Consider the following 21,609-nt stretch of genomic DNA (forward strand, 5'->3'; position numbering starts at 1 on the left):
CCCTGTCATCCCGACGACCATCGGGAGAAGAGATCTCGTCCAGGCACGGCTTTTCAGACTCGGCGCTGTCGGTTCAGGGGGAGATTCCTCGCTGACGTTTGGGACGACATGAAACGTTAAAACGGCGAACGTGGAATCGGAGCCGCTCCTCCCCCCGCCTTGGTGGGGGGAGGCCGGGAGGGGGGCTCGCATCCGCCTGCATTTCCGTTGCCGTCAGCCCCCACCCCGACCCTCCCCCGGCAAAGCCGAGGGAGGGGGATAGAGCAATTGTATGGCTCGCTGCTTCGGGCCAAAAGTCGAGCAGCATGCCCCCGCTATTGCCGGGTGGCCTTGGGCATGGGCGGTTCGTCCCCGGCGGGAGGGGATGAAGGTTCAACCGTCGCCGCCTTGGCGGGCGGCGGCAGCGGCTTGGTGTCCACATCGGGCAGTGGAACGGCGCTGTCATTGACGGGGGCCTTGGGCTTGGGCGGGGCCGGTACCGTCTTGGAAACATCCGGCTGACGCACCAGCGGCATGGGGGCGTTGGACGGCGGCGCGGCGGCGGGCTCGGCCTTGGCCATGGGCGGCTGGGCGGCGGCATCGGCGGCGGCTTCCAGGCGCGGCATCAGCGCGTCCATGACATTGGTCGCAAGATTATGGGCGATTAGCGACAGCTTGGGCGGCTTGCGCTTTCTCTCGAAGCCGGTGGCGGTGGCCTTGTAGCGCTGGTCGCTCCGTTCGGGGCCGAAGCGCTCGTCATCCTCGTCGGGCAGCTCGAAGCCACGGGAGGTGGCCTCGGCCTTGAGACTGGGCTGCCACTCGCGCAAGGCGCGGCTGTTGACCATGGCCAGCAGGCGGCCGGTCTTCATGTCCAGCACCCGCGCGCGCAACTCGTAGCCGGTGTTCGAGCGGACGGATTCGGCCACCAGCACCTCGATCATCAGGTCGGCCATGTTCTGCAGCGCCATGACCTCGACGGTGCGAGGGTCCATGTCCTCGGCCCCGGCGCCCATGATGCGCAAGATGGCGGTGCGGTCCACCACCTGGGCGTCGGCCTTGAGGAAGGCGCCGAGGAAGCCGTCCTGGAACTCCCATTCCCAGGTTTCGGGACGGGGCGGGCGGCCTTGTTCGCCGCCGGTCCGGCGCTGGGTCTCGGTGGCGATCTGGCGGTTGCCCGAGCGGTTGAGCGACAGGTCACCCTCGGTGCTGCCGGAACTGCGTTCGGCGGTGACGGTGCGGCTGTCGGAATACCATTGGGCCAAGGTGTCGGACAGCAAGCGGTTCCAGTAGAAGGCCAGCCGCGGGCGTCCTCCCCGGACATAGGCATCGGCGAAGCGGCCCACCACATCGTCGCGCGGCGCGAAACTGGCGGCATTGACGGTGGTGTCCATGCGCGGCGCCGGGGCCTCGTCGCGGGCCGGGGTTTCAGGACGCGGCTGGGCCTTGGGCGGCGGCTGATAGGGCGGCGGCTTGGGTCCGACGGTCTGGGCCTGGGCGGCGGCGGGCAGCGCCAGGGCGCAGGCCAGCAGCAGGACAAGGGCGGGATGGGTCATTTTGTTTCCCTCATCTCGATCAGATAGCCGTCCACCGTCTTGTCGCCCAGCGACAATTCCCGATAGTTGCCGATGGTGCGCGGCGACAGGTGGACGCGTTGCCAGGCGCTGACGATCTCGGCGGGCGCGCCGCTGGCGTCGGTGAACTGGGTGCGGGCCTCGGCGTTCAGGGGGAAGTCGGTGCAGTTGACCACCTGGGCCATCACCTCCACCGTGCCGGTGGCCGTGCGCCGCGCCGAGATGGAGCGGACATACAGCTTGTTGATGATGGCCGGGTCGGTGATGTTGACCGAATTCAGCGGCATTTCCTTCAACGGCGACTTTTCGTCCGGCACCATGGCGGGGCCGGGAACCAGATCGCGCTGGCTCGACACCCGGCCCATGTCGCAATGGGGGGCCGGTTCGATGCCGGAACAGCCGCCGAGCAGCAGCAGACCGAGAGCGGGGGCGAACAGCCGTTTCATGGGGATGACTCCTTGGACTCCGCCAGCGAGGCGGGCGGGGCGGTGATGACGGGGGCCGGAGGACCAGCCGGTCGGGGCGGGATCACCACCGGGCTGGCCATGATCTCGGGTGGCACGCTGCTGGGGGCGCGGGGATTCTTGGGGATGGCTGATCCATCGCGGACCCAGGCCAGCCCACAGCGACCCGCCCGCTGGATGGCGACCTCGCGGGTGCCGAGGGACGAGCCGCCGGGAACCTGGAACTCCACCGTCAGGCTGGTGACCGAGGCGGGAAGCGACAGGGTCAATCCCTGGATGCGGTCGGACAGATTGTCCCAGGCGCGGATATCGGCATCGGCCTCGATGGAGCTGGCGACCCATTTGGACAGCAGCCCGACGACGGCCAGTCCGCCCGCCACCAGGGCGGCGCCTTGCTGCACGTCGCGGTCCTGGTCGTACTGGCGCTGGCGCTTGTTGCGGTCGCGGGAATAGTGGGGCGTGCGGGGGCCGCTTTCCGTGGCCACCTTGGCCGCCAGGACCGCGCCCACCAGGGCGACATTGCTCACGGTGTCGGCGGCGGATTTGTATTCCGCCTTGCCTTCCAGGATGGCGTCGAACTGCCGCCCGCCCCGGGTCGAGGCCTGGCGGTAGAGATCCTCCAGCAGCACGGCCCTGTCCTGGGGGTGGTCCTTGGGATGGTCGGGATCGGCCCAGCCGATGCGGGCGGTCTCGGTGGAGCCGCTGCGCTTGATCCGCAGGCGCGGCCCGTCGGAAACCTTGACCGGGGCCGAGCCGGTTTCCACCAGCACCAGCACATTGTCCTTGTCGCGGGGCAGGGGGGCATCGGCGTTGATGGCGCGGAATTCCTTGAAATCCTCGGCGGCCAGCGAGTCGTTGCCCCAACAATGGGCGGCCCAGCCCTGGAGGAAGGGCATCAGGGCGAAATCGGCCCGGTACTGCTCCTCCTCGGCGAAGGCGTCCTGCAGCATGCCGCCCTTGAAGCTGGCCCGGGCATTCTCGTAATCGCCTGCCCGCAGATACAACAGGCCGCGATAGTAATAGGCCATCACCCGCTCATAGGGCTCGCCCTTGAAGTCCTTGACCTGTTCCTTGACCATCAACCGGCGGGCGGAGCGGGCTTCCTCGGTATCGGCATAGACCGCCTCGATACCGCCCAGGGCGTCGTCGAACAGCTCGGCGGCCAGGGCGTCGCGGCCCATGGCGAAAGTCGCCAGCCCCAGACGCATGTCGTTGAGCACACGGTTGCGTTGGCCCTGGGCCAGGGCGACGGCGAAATGGCGATGCAGCTCGGGCGGCTTGTCGGCGAGATAGGCGTGCAAGGTCGCGGTTTCGGGACTGGACTCCCGCTCGCGCGCCGTGACGCAGCCGACGCACAGCGCCGCCAGCACAAGGCTGGTGGTCAATCGTGATACGCCCGCGACGGCCATGGCCGCGTTTCCTTCCTGGTCAGCGATAGATGATGTCGTCCTGGGCGGCCTTGGCGAATTCGTAGATGCCGCTCCAGACGATCTCGGCGGTTTCCAGGTCGACCATCTCGAAGACGATCTGGTTGTAGCGCTGCATCATGCCGGTCTTGGGGTCGCGGGAGTCCAACGAGGTGATGCGGCCGCCCAGGCGATAGTCGCCGCCCTTCTGGGCCTGGGTGGCGGGCAGGGTGGCGCGGTCGACGGTGCCCTGGCGTTTCAGATCGCGTTCCTTGGCCACCATGTCGGCGTAATGGCGGCCGACGAACTGCATCCGACCGGCGGCGGCGCGGTTGAGTCCGACACGCAGCCGATCGGTGATGGAGTTCTTGTTCAGCCGAGACGAGCTTTCATTGTGGAAATATTCCGAATCGATGATGATGCTGGGCGGCGTGGCGGCATTGGCCAGCCGGGGCTGGCTCAGCATGTCGCGCATCATCTGGTCGGTCATGGACACGATGTCCTGGCTTTCGATGCCCACCCCCTTGACCGGGCCGGACGTGGCGGGGTCCACATAGACGGTGGGCGAACCGGGGGTGTTGTCCACCCGCTGGCAGGCCGACAGGGTGGCGGCGGTGGCAAGGACGACGAGGCCAAGGCGAACGCGATGCATGGATGCTCTCCCATTGGGATGGGTCTGACTTTCTTCTCGAATTCAGGCGATCTTATGGCAAACGGAGGGTGCTTGCATCCGCCCATCTGCGCTACAGTATGGACCTGATATTATCCGGGGAGAGAAAACGTCCGTGCCGAATAAGCAGCACGCCCTTCTGGTCGAGGACAGCCCGACCCAGGCCTTGTTGACCCTGGCCGAGCTCGAGAAATTGCCCGACGTCAAGGTGGAGCACGCGGCCAGTCTGGCCGCGGCGCTGGAGGCCATCGCCAAGACCCGCTTCGATGTGGTGTTCCTGGACCTGACCCTGCCCGATTCCGTTGGCGATGAAACCGTGAAGCGGTTCTGTGGCGCCGCGCCCGAGTTGGCGGTGGTGGTGCTGACCAATCACGATGACGACGCCCAGGCCTTGCAGTCGCTGGAACAGGGCGCCCAGGACTACATGCTGAAGGCCCGCATCGACGCGCCCTCGCTGTCGCGGTCGCTGCGCTATTCCATCCAGCGCAAGCGCGCCGAAATCCTGGTGCGCGAGGCCCGTGACGAGGCCTTGGAGGCCAATCGCCAGCTCGAGCGGCGCATGCGCCAGATCAACTGCCTGTACGGCGTATCGCGCGCCCTGGAATCCCATGAACTGCCGCTGAAAGTGGCCATGGAGGAAGTGGTGGGGATCATTCCCAGCGCCTGGCTGCGACCGGAAACCATCGGGGTGCGCCTGACCTGCCATAATGGACTTCTGCCCGGCGGTTTCGTCGAGACCCCGGATTTCGTCGAGACTCCCTGGCGGCTAGAGGCCCAGGTCTTCGCCGGGTCGCGGCCCGCTGGACGCATGGAGATCTGCTGGCCCGAAAGCCGACCGGCCGAAGGCAGCCAGGCCTTCGCCGTTTCCGAGCGGGAACTGGTGCGCGAGCTGGCCCGTCGGGTGGGCCAGGCGCTGGAACGGGCCTGCGTCCAGAAGGAACTGGTGCAACTGGCCACCATCGACTTCCTGACCGAGGCCCTGAACCGCCGCCACTTCATGCAGATGGTCGGCTCGGAAATCCAGCGCGCCACCCGCTATGGCCGCCCGCTGTCGGTGCTGATGCTCGATATCGACCATTTCAAGCGGATCAACGATGATCGCGGCCATGCCGCGGGCGACGAGGCGCTGAAGGCCTTTGTCATCCTGTGTCGCGACGTCTTGCGCGACCAGGACATCATCGGGCGGTTGGGTGGCGAGGAATTCGCCATCGCCCTGCCCGAGACCGGTCTGGCATCGGCCGAGGTGGTGGCGGGCCGGGTGCGGGCCCATCTGGCGGAAATGGAGATTCCGCTCAGTGGCGGCGATCCGTTGCACCTGACCACCAGCATCGGCGTCGCCGAATGCAAGGTCAAGGAAGGCGAGGGGTTGGAAGCCTGCCTGGGCCGTGCCGATGCGGCCCTCTATCGCGCCAAGGCCCAGGGCCGCGATCGGGTGGAAGCGGCGGAATAGTCCGCCGTCACACGAATTTGAACGAACCGCCCCCATTGGCCTTGACGGCGTACATGGCGGTATCGGCGAGACGCAGCATCTCGGCCAGCGAAACGGTGTCGTCGGGATAGACGGCAACCCCGATGCTGCAACTGATCTGGGCGGTGAAGCCGCCCTCGGCGGAGGTGCGGGTTTCCACCGCCTTCAGCAGATTGGCGCACAGACGGGCGAGTCCCTGCTTGTCGCGGACATTCTTCAAGATGGCGACGAATTCATCGCCGCCAACCCGGGCGATGGTATCGCTGGCCCGCAGTGAACTGACCAGGGCATTGGCGGAAATCTGGATCAGGCGGTCGCCCGCCTCGTGGCCCATGCTGTCATTGACCAGCTTCAGCTTGTCCAGGTCCACCACCAGGACGGCGAATTTTTCCTTGTGGCGACTGGCGTAGCGGTGGGCCTCGTCCAGACGGTCGTACAGCAGCGAGCGGTTGGCCAATCCGGTGAGCGGGTCGTACAGCGCCCGGCGCCGCAGCTTCAGCTCCTTGTACTTGCGATAGATGGCGTACTGGATGGCCTGATGCAGGTCGCCCTCGCTGAAGCGGCCCTTGATCACATAGTCGTCGGCGCCGTGGCGCAGGGCTTCCAGCACGAATTCCCGGTCGTCAAAGGCGCTGACCACGATCACCGGGGTGATGACCTGGGTGAAATCGACCCGGCCCAGAACATCCTTGGCGCTGCCGTCCTTGACCAGATAATCCAGCAGGCAAATCTCGTATTCGTTGGCGTTGAGGGCCTCGATGGCGCCAAGGCAATCGGTCACCCGCTGCAAGATCAGCTTGTCGCCGTAAATATTGCGCAGGACATGTTCGCAATAGGTGAAGTGGACAAGGTCATCCTCGACCACCAGGACGCGAAACGGCGATTTGGAGCAGACTTCTTCAGGGTCCTGGAATGCCAGGAGATCGGAGGGATCAATGAGCATGGTCGTGGCCCCCATCCGTCATGTACTTTGGAGGCATTCTATCAGAAGTGGTTCCGGGGAACCACAACGCCCATAAAAAAATACCCAATACTGATGCTATACATGGCTATCGCGAAGTATATGTGCTCGCTATTTTTCGGCCGATCATCGAAAGGGATTCCACGTCTGAATAAGTCATAATACTCGGGTTGTTCTTCAGCTTGCGGACATCGAGAAGGAAACCGTCGATGGTGTCGGTGGTATGTCCAAGGGTCTTCTGGACCCGCGTCGACATTTCGTCGGCGACGGAGTCAAGTTTGACCAGGCTGCGAAAATTGGTTTCAGGCGTGGCCCGGCTTTCCCGATGGCAGATGGTCAGGGCGTTGCATTCCCACTCGATGGTCGCCGCCAGCCGTTTGATCCGCTCCACGGCAATGGCGGCAAGGGAATCCTGCTTGGCCTTGAGGTAGCGTTCCGGCGTCACGCCCTGGCCCCTGGCCCGCATGGGATTGGGGACGTGGAACTGGGTGGCCGAGGTGGCGCCGGGGCGCGGCGCGGCGCGGCGGTCGGGCCCGATATAATCATGGGTAACCACGAAGGGCTTGCGGCGCTCCACCAGCACTTTCAGGCGGTTCATCAGCTGGTCGGGGGCGAAGGGAATCAGCAGCAGGTCGTCGGGACCACTGTCCATGGCCGCCCGCACTTTCGGTTCATCGCGCGATGCCAGCAGCATCACCGTGACGATGAAGGGGTCGCGGCCCAGATTGCCCGCCCGCATTTGGCGCAGGAGATAGCTGGCGTCGTTGGCCTCGATCTCCTGGTTGACGATCAGGAAGTCGTGGTCGCCTTCCTCGCAGGCCTTGTGCGCGGCCAGGAAGGTGTTGGCCTCGGAGATGGTGCGGATGCCGATATTGTTGAGCGCCAGGCGGATGCCCTGTCGCAGCAACCCGCTGGGCTCGCATACCAGCGCCTTGACGCGTGACAGATCGATGGCCTGGGCAGGAGTAGTGGGAAATCTGGGGGCAAGTTCAGCCATGACCGTCCGCAACACCCTACAGGACCAAAACGACGCGTACCGATGCCGGGCGGCAAAGGCCCGTACGTATATGCCGGGGGAATTTAGAGCATTCCGCTGCCAAATTGCAATGCGATGACGAACATGCCCCTATGAAAAATATGACATCCTGGTGACGGAAGGTTCATTTATAAGGCATTTACATAATGTCGTGTATCAGAGAGATGTGCCTACTTCCTTTCGTCATATAGACTTTCAAGTGTAGATCCGAATTTTTCCTTGATGCGGTGGCGGCGAATCTTCATTGTTGGTGTCAGCATCTCATTTTCAACGCTGAATGGGTCGGCGACCAGGATAAATCGCCTGATTTTTTCTATGGCAGATACTTGGGTGTTGACCCGGTCCACCGCCATGGAGACTGCGTGGCGGAAGTCGGGGTCGTTCATCAGGGCGATGGGGTCATCGCGCTTGTTTTCGCGGGCCCAGCTTTCCATCCAATCACGGTCCGGGACGATCAGCGCCACCAGATGGGGGCGCCGGTCGCCATGAACCATGGCCTGGGCGATTTCCGGCTGCAGGGTCAGGAAGCCCTCGATGCGCTGGGGCGCCACATTGTCACCGCCGGAATTGACGATGATATCCTTCTTCCGGTCGGTGATGCGGATGGCGCCATCGGGGTCGATCTCGCCGATATCGCCGGTATGCAGCCAACCTTGGGCATCGATGACCTGGGCGGTGGTGGTGGGGTCGCGCCAGTAGCCTTGCATCACCAATTCGCCGCGCACCAGGATTTCGCCATCGTCGGCGATACGGAGCTCGACGCCCTCCAGGGCGTGGCCGACGGTTTCCAGCCGCATGCGGGACGCATGGTTGCAACTGATCACCGGGGCGGCCTCGGTCTGGCCGTAGCCCTGAAGGATGCGGACGCCCAAGGCGGTGAAGAACAATCCCACCTCGTAGGGTAGAGGCGCGCCGCCCGAGACGAAGGCCTTGAGCCGTCCGCCGAAGCGCTGGCGGATCTTGGCGCGGACCAGCCGGTCCAGTACCGCATCGGCCAGGGTGTCCAGCGGTCCCAGTCTCCCACGCTCGATCCGGCGTTCCCCCAGCGCCAGGGTCGCCTCGAACAGGCGGCGGCGCAGGGCGGGGGCCTTGGCCAGACCCTTCAGGATGCGGGTTCGCATGCTCTCGTAGAGGCGGGGCACCGCGGTCATGATGGTGGGGTGGACCTCGGCCATGTTGGCGGCCAGATGTTCCAGCCCCTCGGCGTAGTAGATCTCGGCGCCGATGGCGATGGGGAAATGCAGCCCGGCGGTGTGCTCATAGGCATGGGACAGCGGCAGGAAGGACAGGAAGACCTCGTTCTCCTCCAGTCCCAGATCCTCCAATACGCGGGTGGCGCCCTGGCAGTTGTGCAAGATGGCGCCGTGGGACAGCATCACCCCCTTGGGCACGCCGCCGGTGCCCGAGGTATAGATCAGGCAGGCGGTGGCGTCGCGGCGCAATTCGGCCACGGTGGCGCGCATCGCCGCGACCTGGCCGGACTCCCGCCCCATGGTCTGGATCGAGCCCCAGGAATGCAGGTCGATGCCGGAGGACTGGGCCAAGGGCGGCGGCTCCATGGCGATGACGCCGGGCTGACGATCGGCGCGGGCGGCGGCGGCCAGGGCGCGTTCGGCCAGCTGGGGGGTGGAGACGATCACGAAGCGCGCCTGGGAATTGTCCAGGATGTGCAGGTGGTCGGCCACGGTATTGGTGGTATAGGCGGGAACGGTGATGCCGCCCGCCGCCATGATGGCAAGGTCGGCCATGGCCCATTCCGGCCGGTTCTCGGAGATCAGCGCCACCCGGTCGCCCGGTTCAAGCCCCAGGGCGGCCAGACCGGCGGCCAGGCTCAAGACCTGTTCCTCGGTCTCGGCCCAGGACCGGGCGTGCCATTCCCCGCCGCGCTTGGCCCACAGGACGGGCTTGGGGCCCAAGCGCGCCGCCTGGGCCAGGAACAGGCCCGGCAGGCTGGCGCAGGCACGAATATCGAGCATGCGTGAAACTCCCTGTTCGTCATGCCCAGTCATACCTATATTCGCTCATCGCACAAGGAGAGAGCGAATGAACCATGTAGTCGCCCCCGATCTCGGCGCCGTGCCCGAATGGGACCTGTCCGATCTCTATGCCTCGCCCGATTGCCCGAAACTGGAGGCTGATCTGGCCGCCGTCGCCGATTCCGCCAAGGCCTTCGAGAGCGCCTTCGCGGGCAGGCTCGCGGGGCTGTCGGGCGCGGAATTCGGTGGTGCCATCGCCGAATACGAGCGGATCAGCGAGGTGATCTACCGCGCCATGTCCTTCGCGCAACTGCTCTATTCCGCCGATGTCTCCAATCCCGACCACGGCCGCTTCTATCAGGGCATGCAGGAGCGGGTGACCGAGATTTCCACCCATACCCTGTTCTTCACCCTGGAGATCAACCGCCTGGACGACGCAAGGCTGGCCGAGCTGCTGGCCACGCCCGAGGCCGGGCGCTATGCCTCGTGGCTGCGCGATCTGCGGGTCTTCCGGCCGCACCAGCTGTCCGACGAACTGGAAAAGATGCTGCACGAGCTGCATGTGGTCGGCACGGCGGCGTGGAACCGCCTGTTCGACGAGACCATGGCCCGGCTGCGCTTTCCGCTGGACGGCGAGGAGTTGACCTCGGCCCAGGCGCTGAATCTGCTGTCGGACATCGACCCGGCCAAGCGCCAGGCGGCGGCCAAGTCGCTGGGCAAGGTGTTGGGCGACAACGCGCCCCTGTTCGCCCTGATCACCAATACCCTGGCCAAGGAAAAGGAGATTGACGACAAGTGGCGCAAATATCCGCGGCCGCAGTCCTACCGCAACCTGTCCAATCAGGTGGAGGACCATGTGGTCGACGCCCTGGTGGCGGCGGTGAAAGGCGCCTTCGAGCCGCTGTCGCACCGCTACTACGCCCTGAAGGCCAAATGGTTCGGGGTTGAGCAACTGGACTACTGGGACCGCAACGCGCCGCTGCCCGGCGATGTGGATCGCCGCTTCACCTGGGACCAGGCCCGCGACACCGTGCTGGGGGCCTATGGTGCCTTCTCGCCCGATCTGGCGGCCATCGGCAAGCGCTTCTTCGACAACAACTGGATCGACGCGCCGGTACGCCCGGGCAAGTCGCCCGGCGCCTTCGCCCATCCCACCGTGCCCTCGGTCCATCCCTATCTGCTGGTCAATTACCAGGGCCGCACCCGCGACGTCATGACGCTCGCCCATGAACTGGGCCATGGCGTGCATCAGGTGCTGGCCGGGGTGCAGGGCCCGCTGATGGCCGACACGCCGCTGACCCTGGCCGAGACCGCCTCGGTATTCGGCGAGATGCTGACCTTCCGCGCCATGCTGGCGGGCGAGACTTCGGCCGCCAACCGCCGCATTATGCTGGCCTCCAAGGTCGAGGACATGCTGAACACCGTGGTGCGCCAGGTGGCGTTCTTCGAGTTCGAATCCCGGCTGCACGACGAACGCCGCCGGGGCGAACTGAGCCCCGAGCATATCGGCGAGCTGTGGATGCGGGTGCAGTCGGAAAGCCTCGGGCCTGCCTTGCGCTTTTCCGACGAATACCGGCACTACTGGACCTATATCCCCCATTTCGTCCATTCGCCGTTCTACGTCTACGCCTATGCCTTCGGCGACTGCCTGGTGAACTCGCTCTATTCCGTCTACGCCAAGGGGACGGTGCCCGACTTCCCGGCCAAGTACATGGAGATGCTGAAGGCGGGCGGCACCTTGCGGCACAAGGAACTGTTGGCCCCGTTCGGCCTGGACGCCGCCAATCCCGATTTCTGGCGCCAGGGCCTCAACGTGGTGATCGGCTTCATCGACGAGTTGGAGGCGATGTAGGAGTCAGTCACTGGCCGCCGTCGCCACCGGCCCGCACTGGGCGGCGGCGACGGTGCAGGGCTCCAGGGCGTTGATAACGGTGGCGGCAGTGAAGCTGTCGGTGCGGATGCGCAGCGGCAGCAGGGTCGCGGGGTCGATATCGACCTCGTATTCGGCTCCGTCCCACAGCTTGACGAATTTGGGCTTGAACCCGGCCAGCGGCTTCAGGGTCATGGTCAGATGGATGGTGTCGTAGTCGCGGCCATGCATATTGATGCGGCGCGGCCCGATCACCTTGGTCTCGAAGTCATAGGCCCGGCGGCCGTCATAGCTGGTGGTGCGAAAGCTGGCGGGGCCGCCGCTCAGGGCCTCCCTGGCCCGCTGTCCGGCCAATGCCATGTTGGTCAGCGGGTCCATGACGCCCCGGCGCAATTGGTCGGGCACCGGCGGATTGGGGCTGTCATCCTCGGGTGGCGGCGCGAATTCCTCCAGCACCTCGTCGGTGACCACCCGCGCCTCGGGGGCATAGGCCACCCGCAGCAGGGTCTCGCGGTAACGGTTGCGGAAGCGGGTCTGGTAATGCTCCGACACCAGGGCCGAGGCCCCGGCGGCAGACGTGCTGCCGCCCTCGGCGGTGAAGCGCAGGCGTAGGAAGCGATCGAACAGGCCGACGGTGCGGATGGTCATGCCGGTGCGCACCAGCCCGGTTCCGTCGTCGCGGGTGATGGCCAGGTCCCCGGCATGGAAGCCGCCCCACATGATCTCGTAGCGAAATCCCACCGGCTCGGCGTCTGCCGGAGCAGCGAGGGCGAGCAGGGCGGCGGCCAGGATGCCGGTCAGGCGGTAAATCGTCATGACATCACACTAGCATCCCGGGCCTGCTCTGTCGCAACCACCCGGAGGGGTGGGAGCAGTCAGCCCGGCGCTCCCACTCGGACGGCATAAGGGGGCGACAGCCCCTGGTCGGCCGCCCCGATCCGTGGTTTACGTTGCGGCGCAGCACGATTCAATCGGTTCCAGGCCCCGGTGATGGGCCATATCCCGCTTGGCAAAGCTGCGGCGGAAAGGCATTGTTGCCAGTAAAATAAGGGAAAACCTTTTTACAGGGAACGTCTTGGGGGCTTGCCCGATTCGTATTGATGAATCCTCGGTTGGGTCTGTCCCGGACCTGAAGCCGTGCCAAGGCAATTGCGTTCGCTTAACCGCCCGGGTCGAGATGAAGCACAGGAGAGACCATGTCGTCGATCATTGGAATCCCAAAGGAAATCTTCGCTAACGAAAAGCGTGTCGCCTCCGTTCCCGACGTGGTCGAGAAGCTGGTGAAGCTCGGCTTCTCGGTGGTGGTGGAAAGCGGCGCTGGCGCCCTGGCTAACTTCGACGACGAGTCCTACACGGCCGCGGGTGCCTCCATCGCCGCTTCCGCCGCCGATCTGTGGAACGGCGCCGACATCGTCTTCAAGGTCCGGGCGCCGACCCTGGACGAAGTGGCGCTGATGAAGGAAGGCACCACCCTGATCAGCTTCATCTGGCCCGCCCAGAATCCCGAGCTGATGGAAGCACTGAAAGCCCGCAAGGTCACGGCGCTGGCCATGGATTGCCTGCCGCGCCAGCTGTCGCGCGCCCAGAAGATGGATGCGCTGAGCTCCATGGCGGGCATCGCCGGTTATCGCGCCGTGATCGAGGCGGCCCATCAGTTCGGCCGTTACTTCGCCGGTCAGATTACCGCCGCCGGCAAGGTTCCGCCCGCCAAGGTCTTCGTGGCCGGTGCCGGTGTGGCCGGTCTGGCCGCGCTGGGGACCGCCGTCAGCCTGGGCGCCATCGTGCGCGCCAACGACACCCGCGCCGAGGTGGCCGATCAGGTCAAGTCCATGGGAGCCGACTTCGTCAAGGTGGAGTACGAGGAAGAGGGTTCGGGTGGCGGCGGCTACGCCAAGGTCATGAGCGAGGGCTTCCAGCAGGCCCAGCGCGAGATGTATGCCCAGCAGGCCCGCGAGGTGGACATCATCATCACCACCGCCCTGATTCCCGGCAAGCCCGCCCCCAAGCTGATCACCGCCGAGATGGTCCAGAGCATGAAGCCGGGCAGCGTCATCGTCGATCTGGCGGCCGAGCAGGGCGGCAATTGCGAGCTGACCGTGCCGGGCGAGGTGGTGGTGCGCCACGGCGTCTCCATCGTCGGCTATACCGATCTGGTGTCGCGTCTGGCCAGGCAGTCCTCGACGCTCTATGGCACCAATCTGCTGCGCCTGACCGAGGAACTGTGCAAGACCAAGGACGGGGTCATCGACGTCAACATGGAAGACGACGCCATCCGTGGCCTCACCGTCGTCAAGGATGGCGAGATCACCTGGCCGCCGCCGCCGCTCAAGCTGCCCGCGCCGCCCGCCGCCAAGCCCGCTGCCGCCATGCCCGAGAAGAAGTCCTCGGGCCACGGCCACGGCGCCGGGGCTCCCATGTCGCTCAAGACCCTGGGCATCGTGTTCGGCCTGGGCGCCCTGGCCTTCTGGTTCGTCGGCGCCCATGCCCCGGCGGCCTTCCTCGGCCATTTCACCGTTTTCGTCCTGGCCTGCTTCATCGGCTACATGGTGGTGTGGAACGTCACTCCGGCGCTGCACACGCCGCTGATGAGCGTGACCAACGCCATCTCCAGCATCATCGTCATCGGTGCGCTGGTGCAGATATCGCCGCCGCTGGCTGAAGGGGTGTCGCGTCCGAACATCTGGATCGGCCTGCTGGCGGTGATCGGCATCATCCTCACCTCCATCAACATGTTCGGCGGGTTCGCCGTCACCCGCCGCATGCTGGCGATGTTCCGCAAGTAAGGAGAGGCACCATGTCCGCAAGTCTTTCCACCGTTTCCTATATCGGTGCCACCATCCTCTTCATCCTCAGCCTCGGCGGCCTGTCCAACCCCGAGACCTCGCGGCGCGGCAACTATTTCGGCATGATCGGCATGGCGCTGGCCGTCATCGCCACCGTGTTCGGCCCCCAGGTCACCTGGGGCGGGGTGCCGTGGATCATCATCGCCATGACCATCGGCGGCGGTGTTGGACTCTATGCCGCCCGCACCGTGCAGATGACCCAGATGCCGGAACTGGTGGCGTTGATGCACTCGCTGGTGGGCCTTGCCGCCTGCCTGGTGGGCTTCGCCAGCTATGCCGACACTTCCGTGGTCTTCACCGGCCCGGAAAAGTCCATCCACGAGATGGAAATCTATATCGGCATCCTGATCGGCGCCGTCACTTTCTCGGGCTCGCTGATCGCCTTCGGCAAGCTGTCGGGCAAGATCGGCGGCAAGCCGCTGCTGCTGCCCGGCCGTCATTGGCTCAATCTGGCGGGCCTGATCATCGTGATCTGGGTCGGCAACGGCTTCCTAAACGCCGAAAGCGCCTGGGGCGGCGGCTTCGCCCTGATCGTCATGACCGCCATCGCCCTGGCCTTCGGTGTCCATATGGTGATGGCCATCGGCGGCGCCGACATGCCGGTTGTGGTGTCCATGCTGAACAGCTATTCCGGCTGGGCGGCGGCGGCCACCGGCTTCATGCTGTCCAACGACCTGCTGATCGTCACCGGCGCGCTGGTGGGATCGAGCGGCGCCATCCTGTCCTACATCATGTGCCGGGCCATGAACCGCAACTTCATCAGCGTCATCGCGGGCGGCTTCGGCACCGGCGGCGGCACGGTGGTGGCGGCGGGCGACGGCCAACCGGCGGGGGAGGTGATCTCCATCAGCGCCCTGGAGACCGCCGAACTGCTGAAGGACTCCAAATGCGTCATCATCGTGCCGGGCTATGGCATGGCGGTGGCCCAGGCCCAGCACACCGTCTACGAGATCACCAAGCATCTGCGCGAGAAGGGCGTCAATGTCCGCTTCGGCATCCATCCGGTGGCGGGGCGCATGCCCGGCCACATGAATGTGCTGCTGGCCGAGGCCAAGGTTCCCTATGACATCGTCATGGAGATGGACGAGATCAACGACGATTTCCCCGAGACCGACGTCACCATGGTCATCGGCGCCAATGACATCGTCAATCCGGCGGCCCAGGAGGACCCCACCAGCCCCATCGCCGGCATGCCGGTGCTGGAAGTCTGGAAGGCCAAGACCTCCATCGTCATGAAGCGTTCCATGGCCTCGGGCTATGCCGGTGTCGACAATCCGCTGTTCTACAAGGAGAACAACCGGATGCTGTTCGGCGATGCCAAGAAGATGCTGGACGAGGTGCTGAGCGCGCTCAGGGCCTGAGTTCGGTGAGTTTTCGCGAAGCGAGGCCCGCATCCACGGATGCGGGCCTTTTTTCATGAGCATGCTTGCGATACAAAGCAACCGGTCAAGGCGGAGGAAGGGAGCAAGCGGGTGACGAGCGGCCAAACCCGTCCCGATTCCGCCACCCTGGCGGCCATCGCCCAGGGGTGGATCGAGGACAATATCCCCGCCCAGCTCTGTCTCGACCTCTTCGACATGGTCGACCAGTGGCGCGAGCGGGGCACCCTGCCGCTGGGCCTGCTGTGGCGTCCCATTGTCGAGCGGTTGCGGTATTGCGGCTGCTTCGATGCCGAGATCGAGGCTTGCCGCCTGGTGCTGTCGCTGGAGCCGGGGCTGGCGCCGTTCCGGTTGCGTCTGGCCGAGGTTCTGGTTCTCACCGGCCATGATCCCGAGGCCCGCGACATTCTGCTGGCCCTGGACGGCCCCCCCCCTATCCGGCGCGAGGCCTGGTTCCTGCGCCTGGAGCTGGGGGGCGAAGCGCCCGAGGTTGAAGCCGCGCTGCTGAGCGGATTGGAGGAGATGCTGGCCGCCGACGGCGCCTGGGGGCCGAGGCACCGCGATCTGGTCTCCCATCTGGTGCGGGTGGGGGGCGACGAGCGGGGGGGCGCCTTCCTCGATCGCTGGCTGGAAGGCCGCGAGGTTCCCGCCGATCTGCTGTTCGAGATGGGGGTCATGGCCATGACCGTGGGGCGGCCCCAGGCCGCCCGCGTCTGGTTCGCGCCGCTGTGGCACGATCTGTCGGAAGGCGACGACCCGGTGCTGGGGCGTTTCGACGGCGCGGTCCGCCCCTATGACGCAGCCATCGAGGCCGCGCTGGTCAGCCGCATCGAGCAGGCTTTCGCCCTGGACGAGGACGAGCTGGCCTGCCTCACGCATCCTGGCCCCGAGGTCTTGCCCGACCTGCGGGTGCTGCTGGTCACCATCGGCCATGCCTCCCTGCCCAACGACGTGGCGGAGCAGTTCGCCGGATCGGCGGCGGTGGCGGGGGTTCATCTGGATATCCATTTCGATACCGCCTTGCTGCGCCCCACCTTGTTTCGTGGCGGTGACGACGAGGTGCGGCGGCGAGTGGAGGCCTTCATCGCCCGGCTGGAGCGGGAACGCCCCGATGTGGTGGTGGTGGACTGCGCCGCGCCGCTGATCCTGCGCGGGCTCAATCCCGCCACCCTGGCCGACCTCAAGCGGCGCCTGGGCTTTCGCCTTGCCTGTGTCGCCCGTGACGCCCATCTGTCGACGCTGCCGCTGCTGGATGCCTGGCTGCCCGCCTGCGATACCATGATTACCTTCGATCCGCTGTCGCCTCTGTTGCGGCCCGCGCCGGGGCGCCAATGCGAGAAGGTGCTGCCCTTGCCGGTTCCCAGCCTACACGGCCACTTTTTGGACCGGCGGGAACGCGACCTGGGGCTGACCTTCGTCGGCGGCTGCTCCTGGGAAATGCGCCATATGGTGCTGGCGGTGCTGATGACCGAGGATGTGGGATTCTCCGCCCTCTACGGTCACCGCCGCCGCCTGGAAACCCCGGACACCGCCGCCTATGCCGAGGTGCTGACCCGTTCACGGGCGGTGCTCAATGTCTCGCGCCATACCCGCGAGGAGCATCTGGTCACCGGCCGGGTGTGGGAGGCCATCGCCGCCGGCGCGGTGCTGCTTGAACAGGATAATCCCGCCACCGCCGCCTTTCTGACGCCTTGGCGCCATTACCTGCCCTGGAGCAATCCCGAGGACGCGGTTCACATGGCTCACTTCATCAACCGCCGTCCCGACCTGGCCGCGCGGATTGCCGCCGAGGGACATGCCTGGATGCGGCGCCATTATGGTGGCCGCCAGTTCTGGGCGGCGCTATTGGGGCACGTCACCCGGCCGCGGACCGAGGCGGAGTTGCTCAGCGACCATGTTGCCGCCCAGGATTGGATCGGGATCGCCATGATCGAATCCGAGGAAAGCCGTTCGTGTTTGTGACAAAACGAGGCGGTGGCGATACAGTCCGTTGTTATTCATGTTTTTGAGGGCGCCGGAACCGAGTCAATGAAACCGAAATCCGAGCCCGCCCGAAGTTGGATTTGAAAGACTTTGATCCCGTCTTTTGTTGCAACGGGAGTCGGTCTATGCTTAACCTGTTCGCTACGATCCACCAAGACTCCGCCCTACGGGTGTCGGAAGGACTGAGCAAGACGCGGGAATTACGCCCTTCCGGGGGGTGCTTTAAAGATGGGCAGGATGATTTTGAATATCGCTCGTGATGGCGGCATGGACGAAACTCGGATATGAAGCCGTATATCGTCGCCATATTCAATCAGAAGGGTGGTATTTCAAAGACCACCACCAGCACCAACTTGGCTGTGTGCTTGGCGGCTTTTGGCAAGTCGGTGGTGGTGATCGATCTCGACTCGCAGGGTGACTCCACCAAGAGTCTCGGAATTGATCCCAAGATAAAACAGGGCATCTATGATCTGTTCATCGGCGGCGCCGCCGTGGCCGATGTCATGGTTCCCACCGTGTTCGAGGGCGTGCGCGTCCTGCCCTCCACCTACAGTCTGGCCGGAATCGAAATCAAGCTGTCGGAGTTGCAGAACTCCCAGCGCACCCTGTCCACCATCCTGGCGCAGAACGAGTTGGACTGCGACTATGTGGTGATCGACTGCCCGCCCGCGTTGGGCATCCTTCCCATCAACGCCCTGGCTTCGGCCCATGCGGTGATCATTCCGGTGACCGCCACGCCCTATGCCAATGACGGTTTGCTCCGTACCCTGCCCTCGATCAAATACGTGCAGGAGGGGTTGAACAAGAACCTGCTGCTGCAGGGCGTGCTGTTCACCATCAACGACAAGACCAAGACCACCCGCAAGATCAACGAGCTGATTCGCTCGCGGCTGGGCGGCACCGTCTACCGCACCGAGATTCCCCGCGACAACATGGTGATCGAGGCGGCCACCGCCCGCCTGCCGGTCTGCGTCTACGCGCCCAAGTCGGCGGCGGCCCAGGCCCATCTGGATTTCACCGAGGAATTCATCGATCGCCACGTCTCCATCGCCGCCAAGGCGGGCGAGGTGGTGCCGCCCCGGCTGGCCCGCGACAAGGCGACCGAACGCCTGTTCCAATGGCAGGCGCGAAACGCAGAGGCGATCAAGCCTGACAGCAATGAACACCTGCGGGCGAAGAAAGATCAGTTGGACCGCATGCTCTACGGGGATCGCACCTGGGGAGAGCGGGTTCATCTGGCATTGATCCATTTCTTCATTGATAATCGCCTGTCGCTGGTGGCGTTCCTGCTGGTCATGCTGATTGGCGTGGTGGCCCTGCTCGGGGCGGGGTTTGAAGGAATGCGCCGACTGGCAGGAATGGTCGGAATCATTTGACCTCGTCTTATTGGGGGGACGTCGGTGAGCGGACAGAATGTCGCAAGCCTGAGCGGAATCATTACCTTTCGCCTATGCGAGCAGGTGTTCGGGGTGCCGGTGCACAGTGTCCGCGAAGTGGTGCCCCTTGCCTGGCTTGATCGTCCGCCGCAGCTTCCCTCTCTGGTCCATGGCGTCCTCAACCTGGGGGGGCGGGCGGTCGCGGTTCTGCGTCTGGACCGGCTGCTGGGCCTTGGTGACGGTCGTTACGACCTGGATGCCTCCATTCTGATCATGCGCGATGACGGGGCCGGGCGCGGGCTCGGCCTGCTGGTAGAGCATGTGGACGGCGTGCGCTCCGCCGAGTTGTTTTCCCCCATGGGGGACGCCGGTCAGGATAGCTTCAACGGCTGCGTCTCCGAGCATCTGGACCTGCAGGGCCAAGCGGTGCGGCTGCTGTCGTGGGACAGGCTGCTGCTGGAGGAGGAACGGCGTCGGCTGACCGAGTTCCAGGCCCAGGCCCAGGACCGCTTGGCCCTGCTGGACGAGGCTGCGTCGTGACTTCGGTGGCGGCCGGTGGGGCGACCGCGCAGACGGTTCTGGCCGATCCCGCCTTTCAGGCCCTGAAGACCCTGGTGATCGACACCACCGGCATGGCGTTCTATCGCGACAAGAATCAGGATCTGGCCCAGATCCTGGCGGCCCGGATGATGGAAACCGCCAGCACCAGCTGTGCCGCCTATCTGGAGCGGCTGCGGGACGGGCAGCATGAAATGGATGCGCTGGTGGCGGAACTGACCATCGGCGAAACCTACTTTTTCCGTCATAAGGAACAGTTCGACGCGTTACGCGACATCATTCTTCCCGAGGTGATCGAACGCAACCGGCCGCTGCGCCGCCTCAGGATCTGGAGCGCGGGCTGTGCCACCGGGCCGGAACCCTATTCCATTGCCATCATGCTGGAGCGGGAATTCGGTGCCCGTATCGCCGATTGGCATGTGACCGTGCTGGGCACCGACATCAATCAGAAGTTCCTGGCTCGGGCGAGGGACGGACGCTATGATTCCTGGGCTTTCCGCGCCATGCCCGACGATATTCGCGCCGCCTGCTTCACCCGGCATGGCAATCAGTGGCAGATCAATCCGGAATACAAGCGCTTCGTGAAGTTCCAGTACCATAACCTGATTACCGGCACCTTCCCGTCCATCGTCGACAATATCGCCGGTTTCGACATCATCATCTGCCGCAACGTCATCATCTATTTCAGCCCCGAGACCATCGAGCGGCTGATTCCTTGCTTTCACGCCAGCCTGAACGACACGGGATGGCTGGTCATGGGCCATGCCGAGCCCAACCAGCATCTGTTCCGCGACTTCCGCACGGTCAATACCGATGGCGCGGTGCTGTACCAAAGGGTGGACGGCTATCGGCCCCCGACGGTGCTCCTGTCGTCCGAGATCGCACCCCCATCGGCGACGAAGTCGCCCTCGGCGGTTCTGCCCCGGCTGGCCGCCCTGGATGTGCGCCGCCCCGATCCGCCCCAGGCCTCGCCGCGCCGTGGCCAAGCCACGCGGCTTGCGCCGCCGAGGGTCGTGCCTCAGGCGAGCCACCCCGTACCGGCGGCCGGTTCTGACAGCGTTGGCACGATCCGTCGCCTGGCTGATCAGGGGCAATGGGATGCCGCCGCCGCCGCTTGCGATGCCCTGCTGGCGAGCACGCCGCTCGACGCCTGGAGTCACTTCTACCGTGCCATGATCCACGAACAGGTCGGCGAGGCGGCGGAGTGTGAAAAGGCTCTGCGTCGCGCCATTTACCTCGACCGCAAATTGGTTCTGCCGCACTATCATCTGGGTCTGTTCCTGTTGCGAGGCGACGACATGGCGGCCGCGGCCAAGGCGTTCCGCAACGTCCAGGATCTTTTGAGGGGGATGTCTGACGAATTGTCCGTCGCCGATGGCGACAAGATCACCGTCGGGCAAATGCGCGAGGCCGTCGACATGCATCTGAAGCTGATCGGAGGGGGCTCATGACCGGCGGGGGAGAAAAGGCGGACGACCTGCTGTCACGGCTGCATGCCCGGGTCGAATGGGCCGAAAACGACCATGCCGTCAGTTTCGCCGAGGAGTTGCTCAAGCTCCGTGCCCGGCGTCTGGCCCGGCCGCGCGGCTCTGTGGAAGAGGCTTTGGCCGACCACGATGCCCTGTGCTTCCTCATCGGTTCGGAACGCTATGCCGTGCCCTTGTCCCGCCTGTCCGAGGTGGTGCCGCTGGGGGCCTGGACGCCGGTGCCGGGGCAGCCGCAATACCTGTTGGGTGTTACCAATCTGCGGGGAGAGATACGCCCGGTCATCGACCTGCATTCGCTGCTGGGACTGACCCCGCCCCCCGCCGACAGCCGCGCCTGGGTGGTATTCGTGGATCACGGCGACAGCGAGGTCGGCCTCAGGGTCGATGCCTTCGAGCGCGTCGCCTCGCTTGATCCCCAGGGACTGACCCGCCCCCAGGATAGCGGTAACGGCCTGCCTCAGCGCTTTGTCGCCGGAATTGCCGCCGACACTTTGATCCTGCTTGATGTTTCCCAGATCCTTGCCCTGGATGTCCTGAACGACGCCAGGGCCGACGCCCGACGCGCCTCCTGAAGGAAGACCC

17 protein-coding genes are annotated in these 21,609 nt (G+C 65.1%); 9 read left to right on the forward strand and 8 right to left on the reverse strand.

Going from position 1 to position 21,609, the window contains the following annotated elements:
- Positions 1–314: 314 nt before the first annotated feature.
- From A6A04_RS03905 to A6A04_RS03920, 4 genes are read right to left on the reverse strand one after another with little or no spacing between them, the layout of a single operon-like run.
- Entirely contained in the window at positions 315–1,532 is a 1,218-nt protein-coding gene (locus tag A6A04_RS03905; protein WP_068490121.1) for a hypothetical protein, read from the reverse strand.
- Positions 1,529–1,996 (reverse strand): putative periplasmic lipoprotein, encoded by a 468-nt coding sequence (locus A6A04_RS03910; protein ID WP_068490123.1) that lies wholly within the window; start codon positions 1,994–1,996, stop codon positions 1,529–1,531. Before A6A04_RS03910 ends, A6A04_RS03905 begins: the two co-directional genes overlap by 4 nt.
- Entirely contained in the window at positions 1,993–3,423 is a 1,431-nt protein-coding gene (locus A6A04_RS03915) for a hypothetical protein (RefSeq protein WP_068490125.1), read from the reverse strand. The genes A6A04_RS03910 and A6A04_RS03915 overlap by 4 nt, the downstream gene beginning before the upstream one ends.
- Before the next feature lie 19 nt (positions 3,424–3,442).
- A complete protein-coding gene (locus tag A6A04_RS03920; RefSeq protein WP_068490126.1) occupies positions 3,443–4,072 on the reverse strand; it encodes a penicillin-binding protein activator LpoB in 630 nt (209 codons plus the stop codon).
- A 133-nt stretch (positions 4,073–4,205) separates the two neighbouring features.
- On the opposite strand from A6A04_RS03920, the gene A6A04_RS03925 reads away from it, so the two are divergent.
- Positions 4,206–5,540, forward strand: coding sequence for a sensor domain-containing diguanylate cyclase (locus A6A04_RS03925; RefSeq protein ID WP_068490128.1), 1,335 nt, complete (start codon positions 4,206–4,208; stop codon positions 5,538–5,540).
- 7 nt (positions 5,541–5,547) lie between these two features.
- Here the strand turns inward: A6A04_RS03925 and A6A04_RS03930 are convergent, their stop codons facing one another.
- The 3 genes from A6A04_RS03930 to A6A04_RS03940 all read right to left on the reverse strand — a co-directional run bounded on the left by A6A04_RS03930 (position 5,548) and on the right by A6A04_RS03940 (position 9,531).
- Positions 5,548–6,501, reverse strand: coding sequence for a two-component system response regulator (locus A6A04_RS03930; protein WP_068490130.1), 954 nt, complete (start codon positions 6,499–6,501; stop codon positions 5,548–5,550).
- A gap of 106 nt (positions 6,502–6,607) precedes the next feature.
- Positions 6,608–7,516, reverse strand: a complete 909-nt coding sequence (locus tag A6A04_RS03935) for a response regulator transcription factor family protein (RefSeq protein ID WP_068490132.1) — start codon at positions 7,514–7,516, stop codon at positions 6,608–6,610.
- Positions 7,517–7,725: 209 nt separating this feature from the next.
- Positions 7,726–9,531 carry an AMP-dependent synthetase/ligase gene (locus tag A6A04_RS03940; protein WP_068490134.1) on the reverse strand — a complete coding sequence of 602 codons (1,806 nt, stop codon included), beginning with the start codon at positions 9,529–9,531 and terminating at the stop codon, positions 7,726–7,728.
- Positions 9,532–9,598: 67 nt separating this feature from the next.
- Here A6A04_RS03940 and A6A04_RS03945 point away from each other — a divergent pair, with 67 nt between their 5' ends.
- A complete protein-coding gene (locus tag A6A04_RS03945) occupies positions 9,599–11,383 on the forward strand; it encodes a M3 family oligoendopeptidase (protein ID WP_068490135.1) in 1,785 nt (594 codons plus the stop codon).
- A 3-nt stretch (positions 11,384–11,386) separates the two neighbouring features.
- Here A6A04_RS03945 and A6A04_RS03950 read toward each other — a convergent pair whose 3' ends face one another.
- On the reverse strand, positions 11,387–12,217 hold the full coding sequence (locus A6A04_RS03950; protein ID WP_068490136.1) for a DUF3108 domain-containing protein: 831 nt from the start codon (positions 12,215–12,217) through the stop codon (positions 11,387–11,389).
- A 380-nt stretch (positions 12,218–12,597) separates the two neighbouring features.
- Here A6A04_RS03950 and A6A04_RS03955 point away from each other — a divergent pair, with 380 nt between their 5' ends.
- From A6A04_RS03955 to A6A04_RS03985, 7 genes are all read left to right on the forward strand, one after another.
- The gene (locus A6A04_RS03955; protein WP_068490137.1) at positions 12,598–14,184 is read left to right on the forward strand and encodes a Re/Si-specific NAD(P)(+) transhydrogenase subunit alpha; all 1,587 of its coding nucleotides are present in this window, start codon (positions 12,598–12,600) and stop codon (positions 14,182–14,184) included.
- 11 nt (positions 14,185–14,195) lie between these two features.
- A complete protein-coding gene (gene pntB, locus A6A04_RS03960; protein WP_068490138.1) occupies positions 14,196–15,605 on the forward strand; it encodes a Re/Si-specific NAD(P)(+) transhydrogenase subunit beta in 1,410 nt (469 codons plus the stop codon).
- 111 nt (positions 15,606–15,716) lie between these two features.
- The gene (locus tag A6A04_RS03965) at positions 15,717–17,585 is read left to right on the forward strand and encodes a glycosyltransferase family protein (protein ID WP_156612462.1); all 1,869 of its coding nucleotides are present in this window, start codon (positions 15,717–15,719) and stop codon (positions 17,583–17,585) included.
- 305 nt (positions 17,586–17,890) lie between these two features.
- On the forward strand, positions 17,891–18,982 hold the full coding sequence (locus A6A04_RS03970) for a ParA family protein (RefSeq protein ID WP_068490140.1): 1,092 nt from the start codon (positions 17,891–17,893) through the stop codon (positions 18,980–18,982).
- A 24-nt stretch (positions 18,983–19,006) separates the two neighbouring features.
- Positions 19,007–19,522: a chemotaxis protein CheW gene (locus A6A04_RS03975; protein ID WP_068490141.1), complete on the forward strand. Its 516-nt coding sequence runs from the start codon at positions 19,007–19,009 to the stop codon at positions 19,520–19,522.
- Complete coding sequence (locus tag A6A04_RS03980) at positions 19,519–20,991, forward strand: CheR family methyltransferase (RefSeq protein WP_068490142.1); 1,473 nt, start codon at positions 19,519–19,521, stop codon at positions 20,989–20,991. Before A6A04_RS03975 ends, A6A04_RS03980 begins: the two co-directional genes overlap by 4 nt.
- On the forward strand, positions 20,988–21,599 hold the full coding sequence (locus tag A6A04_RS03985; protein ID WP_068490145.1) for a chemotaxis protein CheW: 612 nt from the start codon (positions 20,988–20,990) through the stop codon (positions 21,597–21,599). The genes A6A04_RS03980 and A6A04_RS03985 overlap by 4 nt, the downstream gene beginning before the upstream one ends.
- Positions 21,600–21,609 lie beyond the last annotated feature (10 nt).

Source organism: Paramagnetospirillum marisnigri, from assembly GCF_001650715.1.
Classification (GTDB): Bacteria; Pseudomonadota; Alphaproteobacteria; order Rhodospirillales; family Magnetospirillaceae; genus Phaeospirillum; species Phaeospirillum marisnigri.

Coding starts and splice junctions, on each gene's coding strand:
- A6A04_RS03905 (WP_068490121.1), bottom strand. CDS start 1,532: ATGACCCATCCCGCCCTTGTCCTGCTGCTGGCCTGCGCCCTGGCGCTG.
- A6A04_RS03910 (WP_068490123.1), bottom strand. CDS start 1,996: ATGAAACGGCTGTTCGCCCCCGCTCTCGGTCTGCTGCTGCTCGGCGGC.
- A6A04_RS03915 (WP_068490125.1), bottom strand. CDS start 3,423: ATGGCCGTCGCGGGCGTATCACGATTGACCACCAGCCTTGTGCTGGCG.
- A6A04_RS03920 (WP_068490126.1), bottom strand. CDS start 4,072: ATGCATCGCGTTCGCCTTGGCCTCGTCGTCCTTGCCACCGCCGCCACC.
- A6A04_RS03930 (WP_068490130.1), bottom strand. CDS start 6,501: ATGCTCATTGATCCCTCCGATCTCCTGGCATTCCAGGACCCTGAAGAA.
- A6A04_RS03935 (WP_068490132.1), bottom strand. CDS start 7,516: ATGGCTGAACTTGCCCCCAGATTTCCCACTACTCCTGCCCAGGCCATC.
- A6A04_RS03940 (WP_068490134.1), bottom strand. CDS start 9,531: ATGCTCGATATTCGTGCCTGCGCCAGCCTGCCGGGCCTGTTCCTGGCC.
- A6A04_RS03945 (WP_068490135.1), top strand. CDS start 9,599: ATGAACCATGTAGTCGCCCCCGATCTCGGCGCCGTGCCCGAATGGGAC.
- A6A04_RS03950 (WP_068490136.1), bottom strand. CDS start 12,217: ATGACGATTTACCGCCTGACCGGCATCCTGGCCGCCGCCCTGCTCGCC.
- A6A04_RS03955 (WP_068490137.1), top strand. CDS start 12,598: ATGTCGTCGATCATTGGAATCCCAAAGGAAATCTTCGCTAACGAAAAG.
- pntB (WP_068490138.1), top strand. CDS start 14,196: ATGTCCGCAAGTCTTTCCACCGTTTCCTATATCGGTGCCACCATCCTC.
- A6A04_RS03970 (WP_068490140.1), top strand. CDS start 17,891: ATGAAGCCGTATATCGTCGCCATATTCAATCAGAAGGGTGGTATTTCA.
- A6A04_RS03985 (WP_068490145.1), top strand. CDS start 20,988: ATGACCGGCGGGGGAGAAAAGGCGGACGACCTGCTGTCACGGCTGCAT.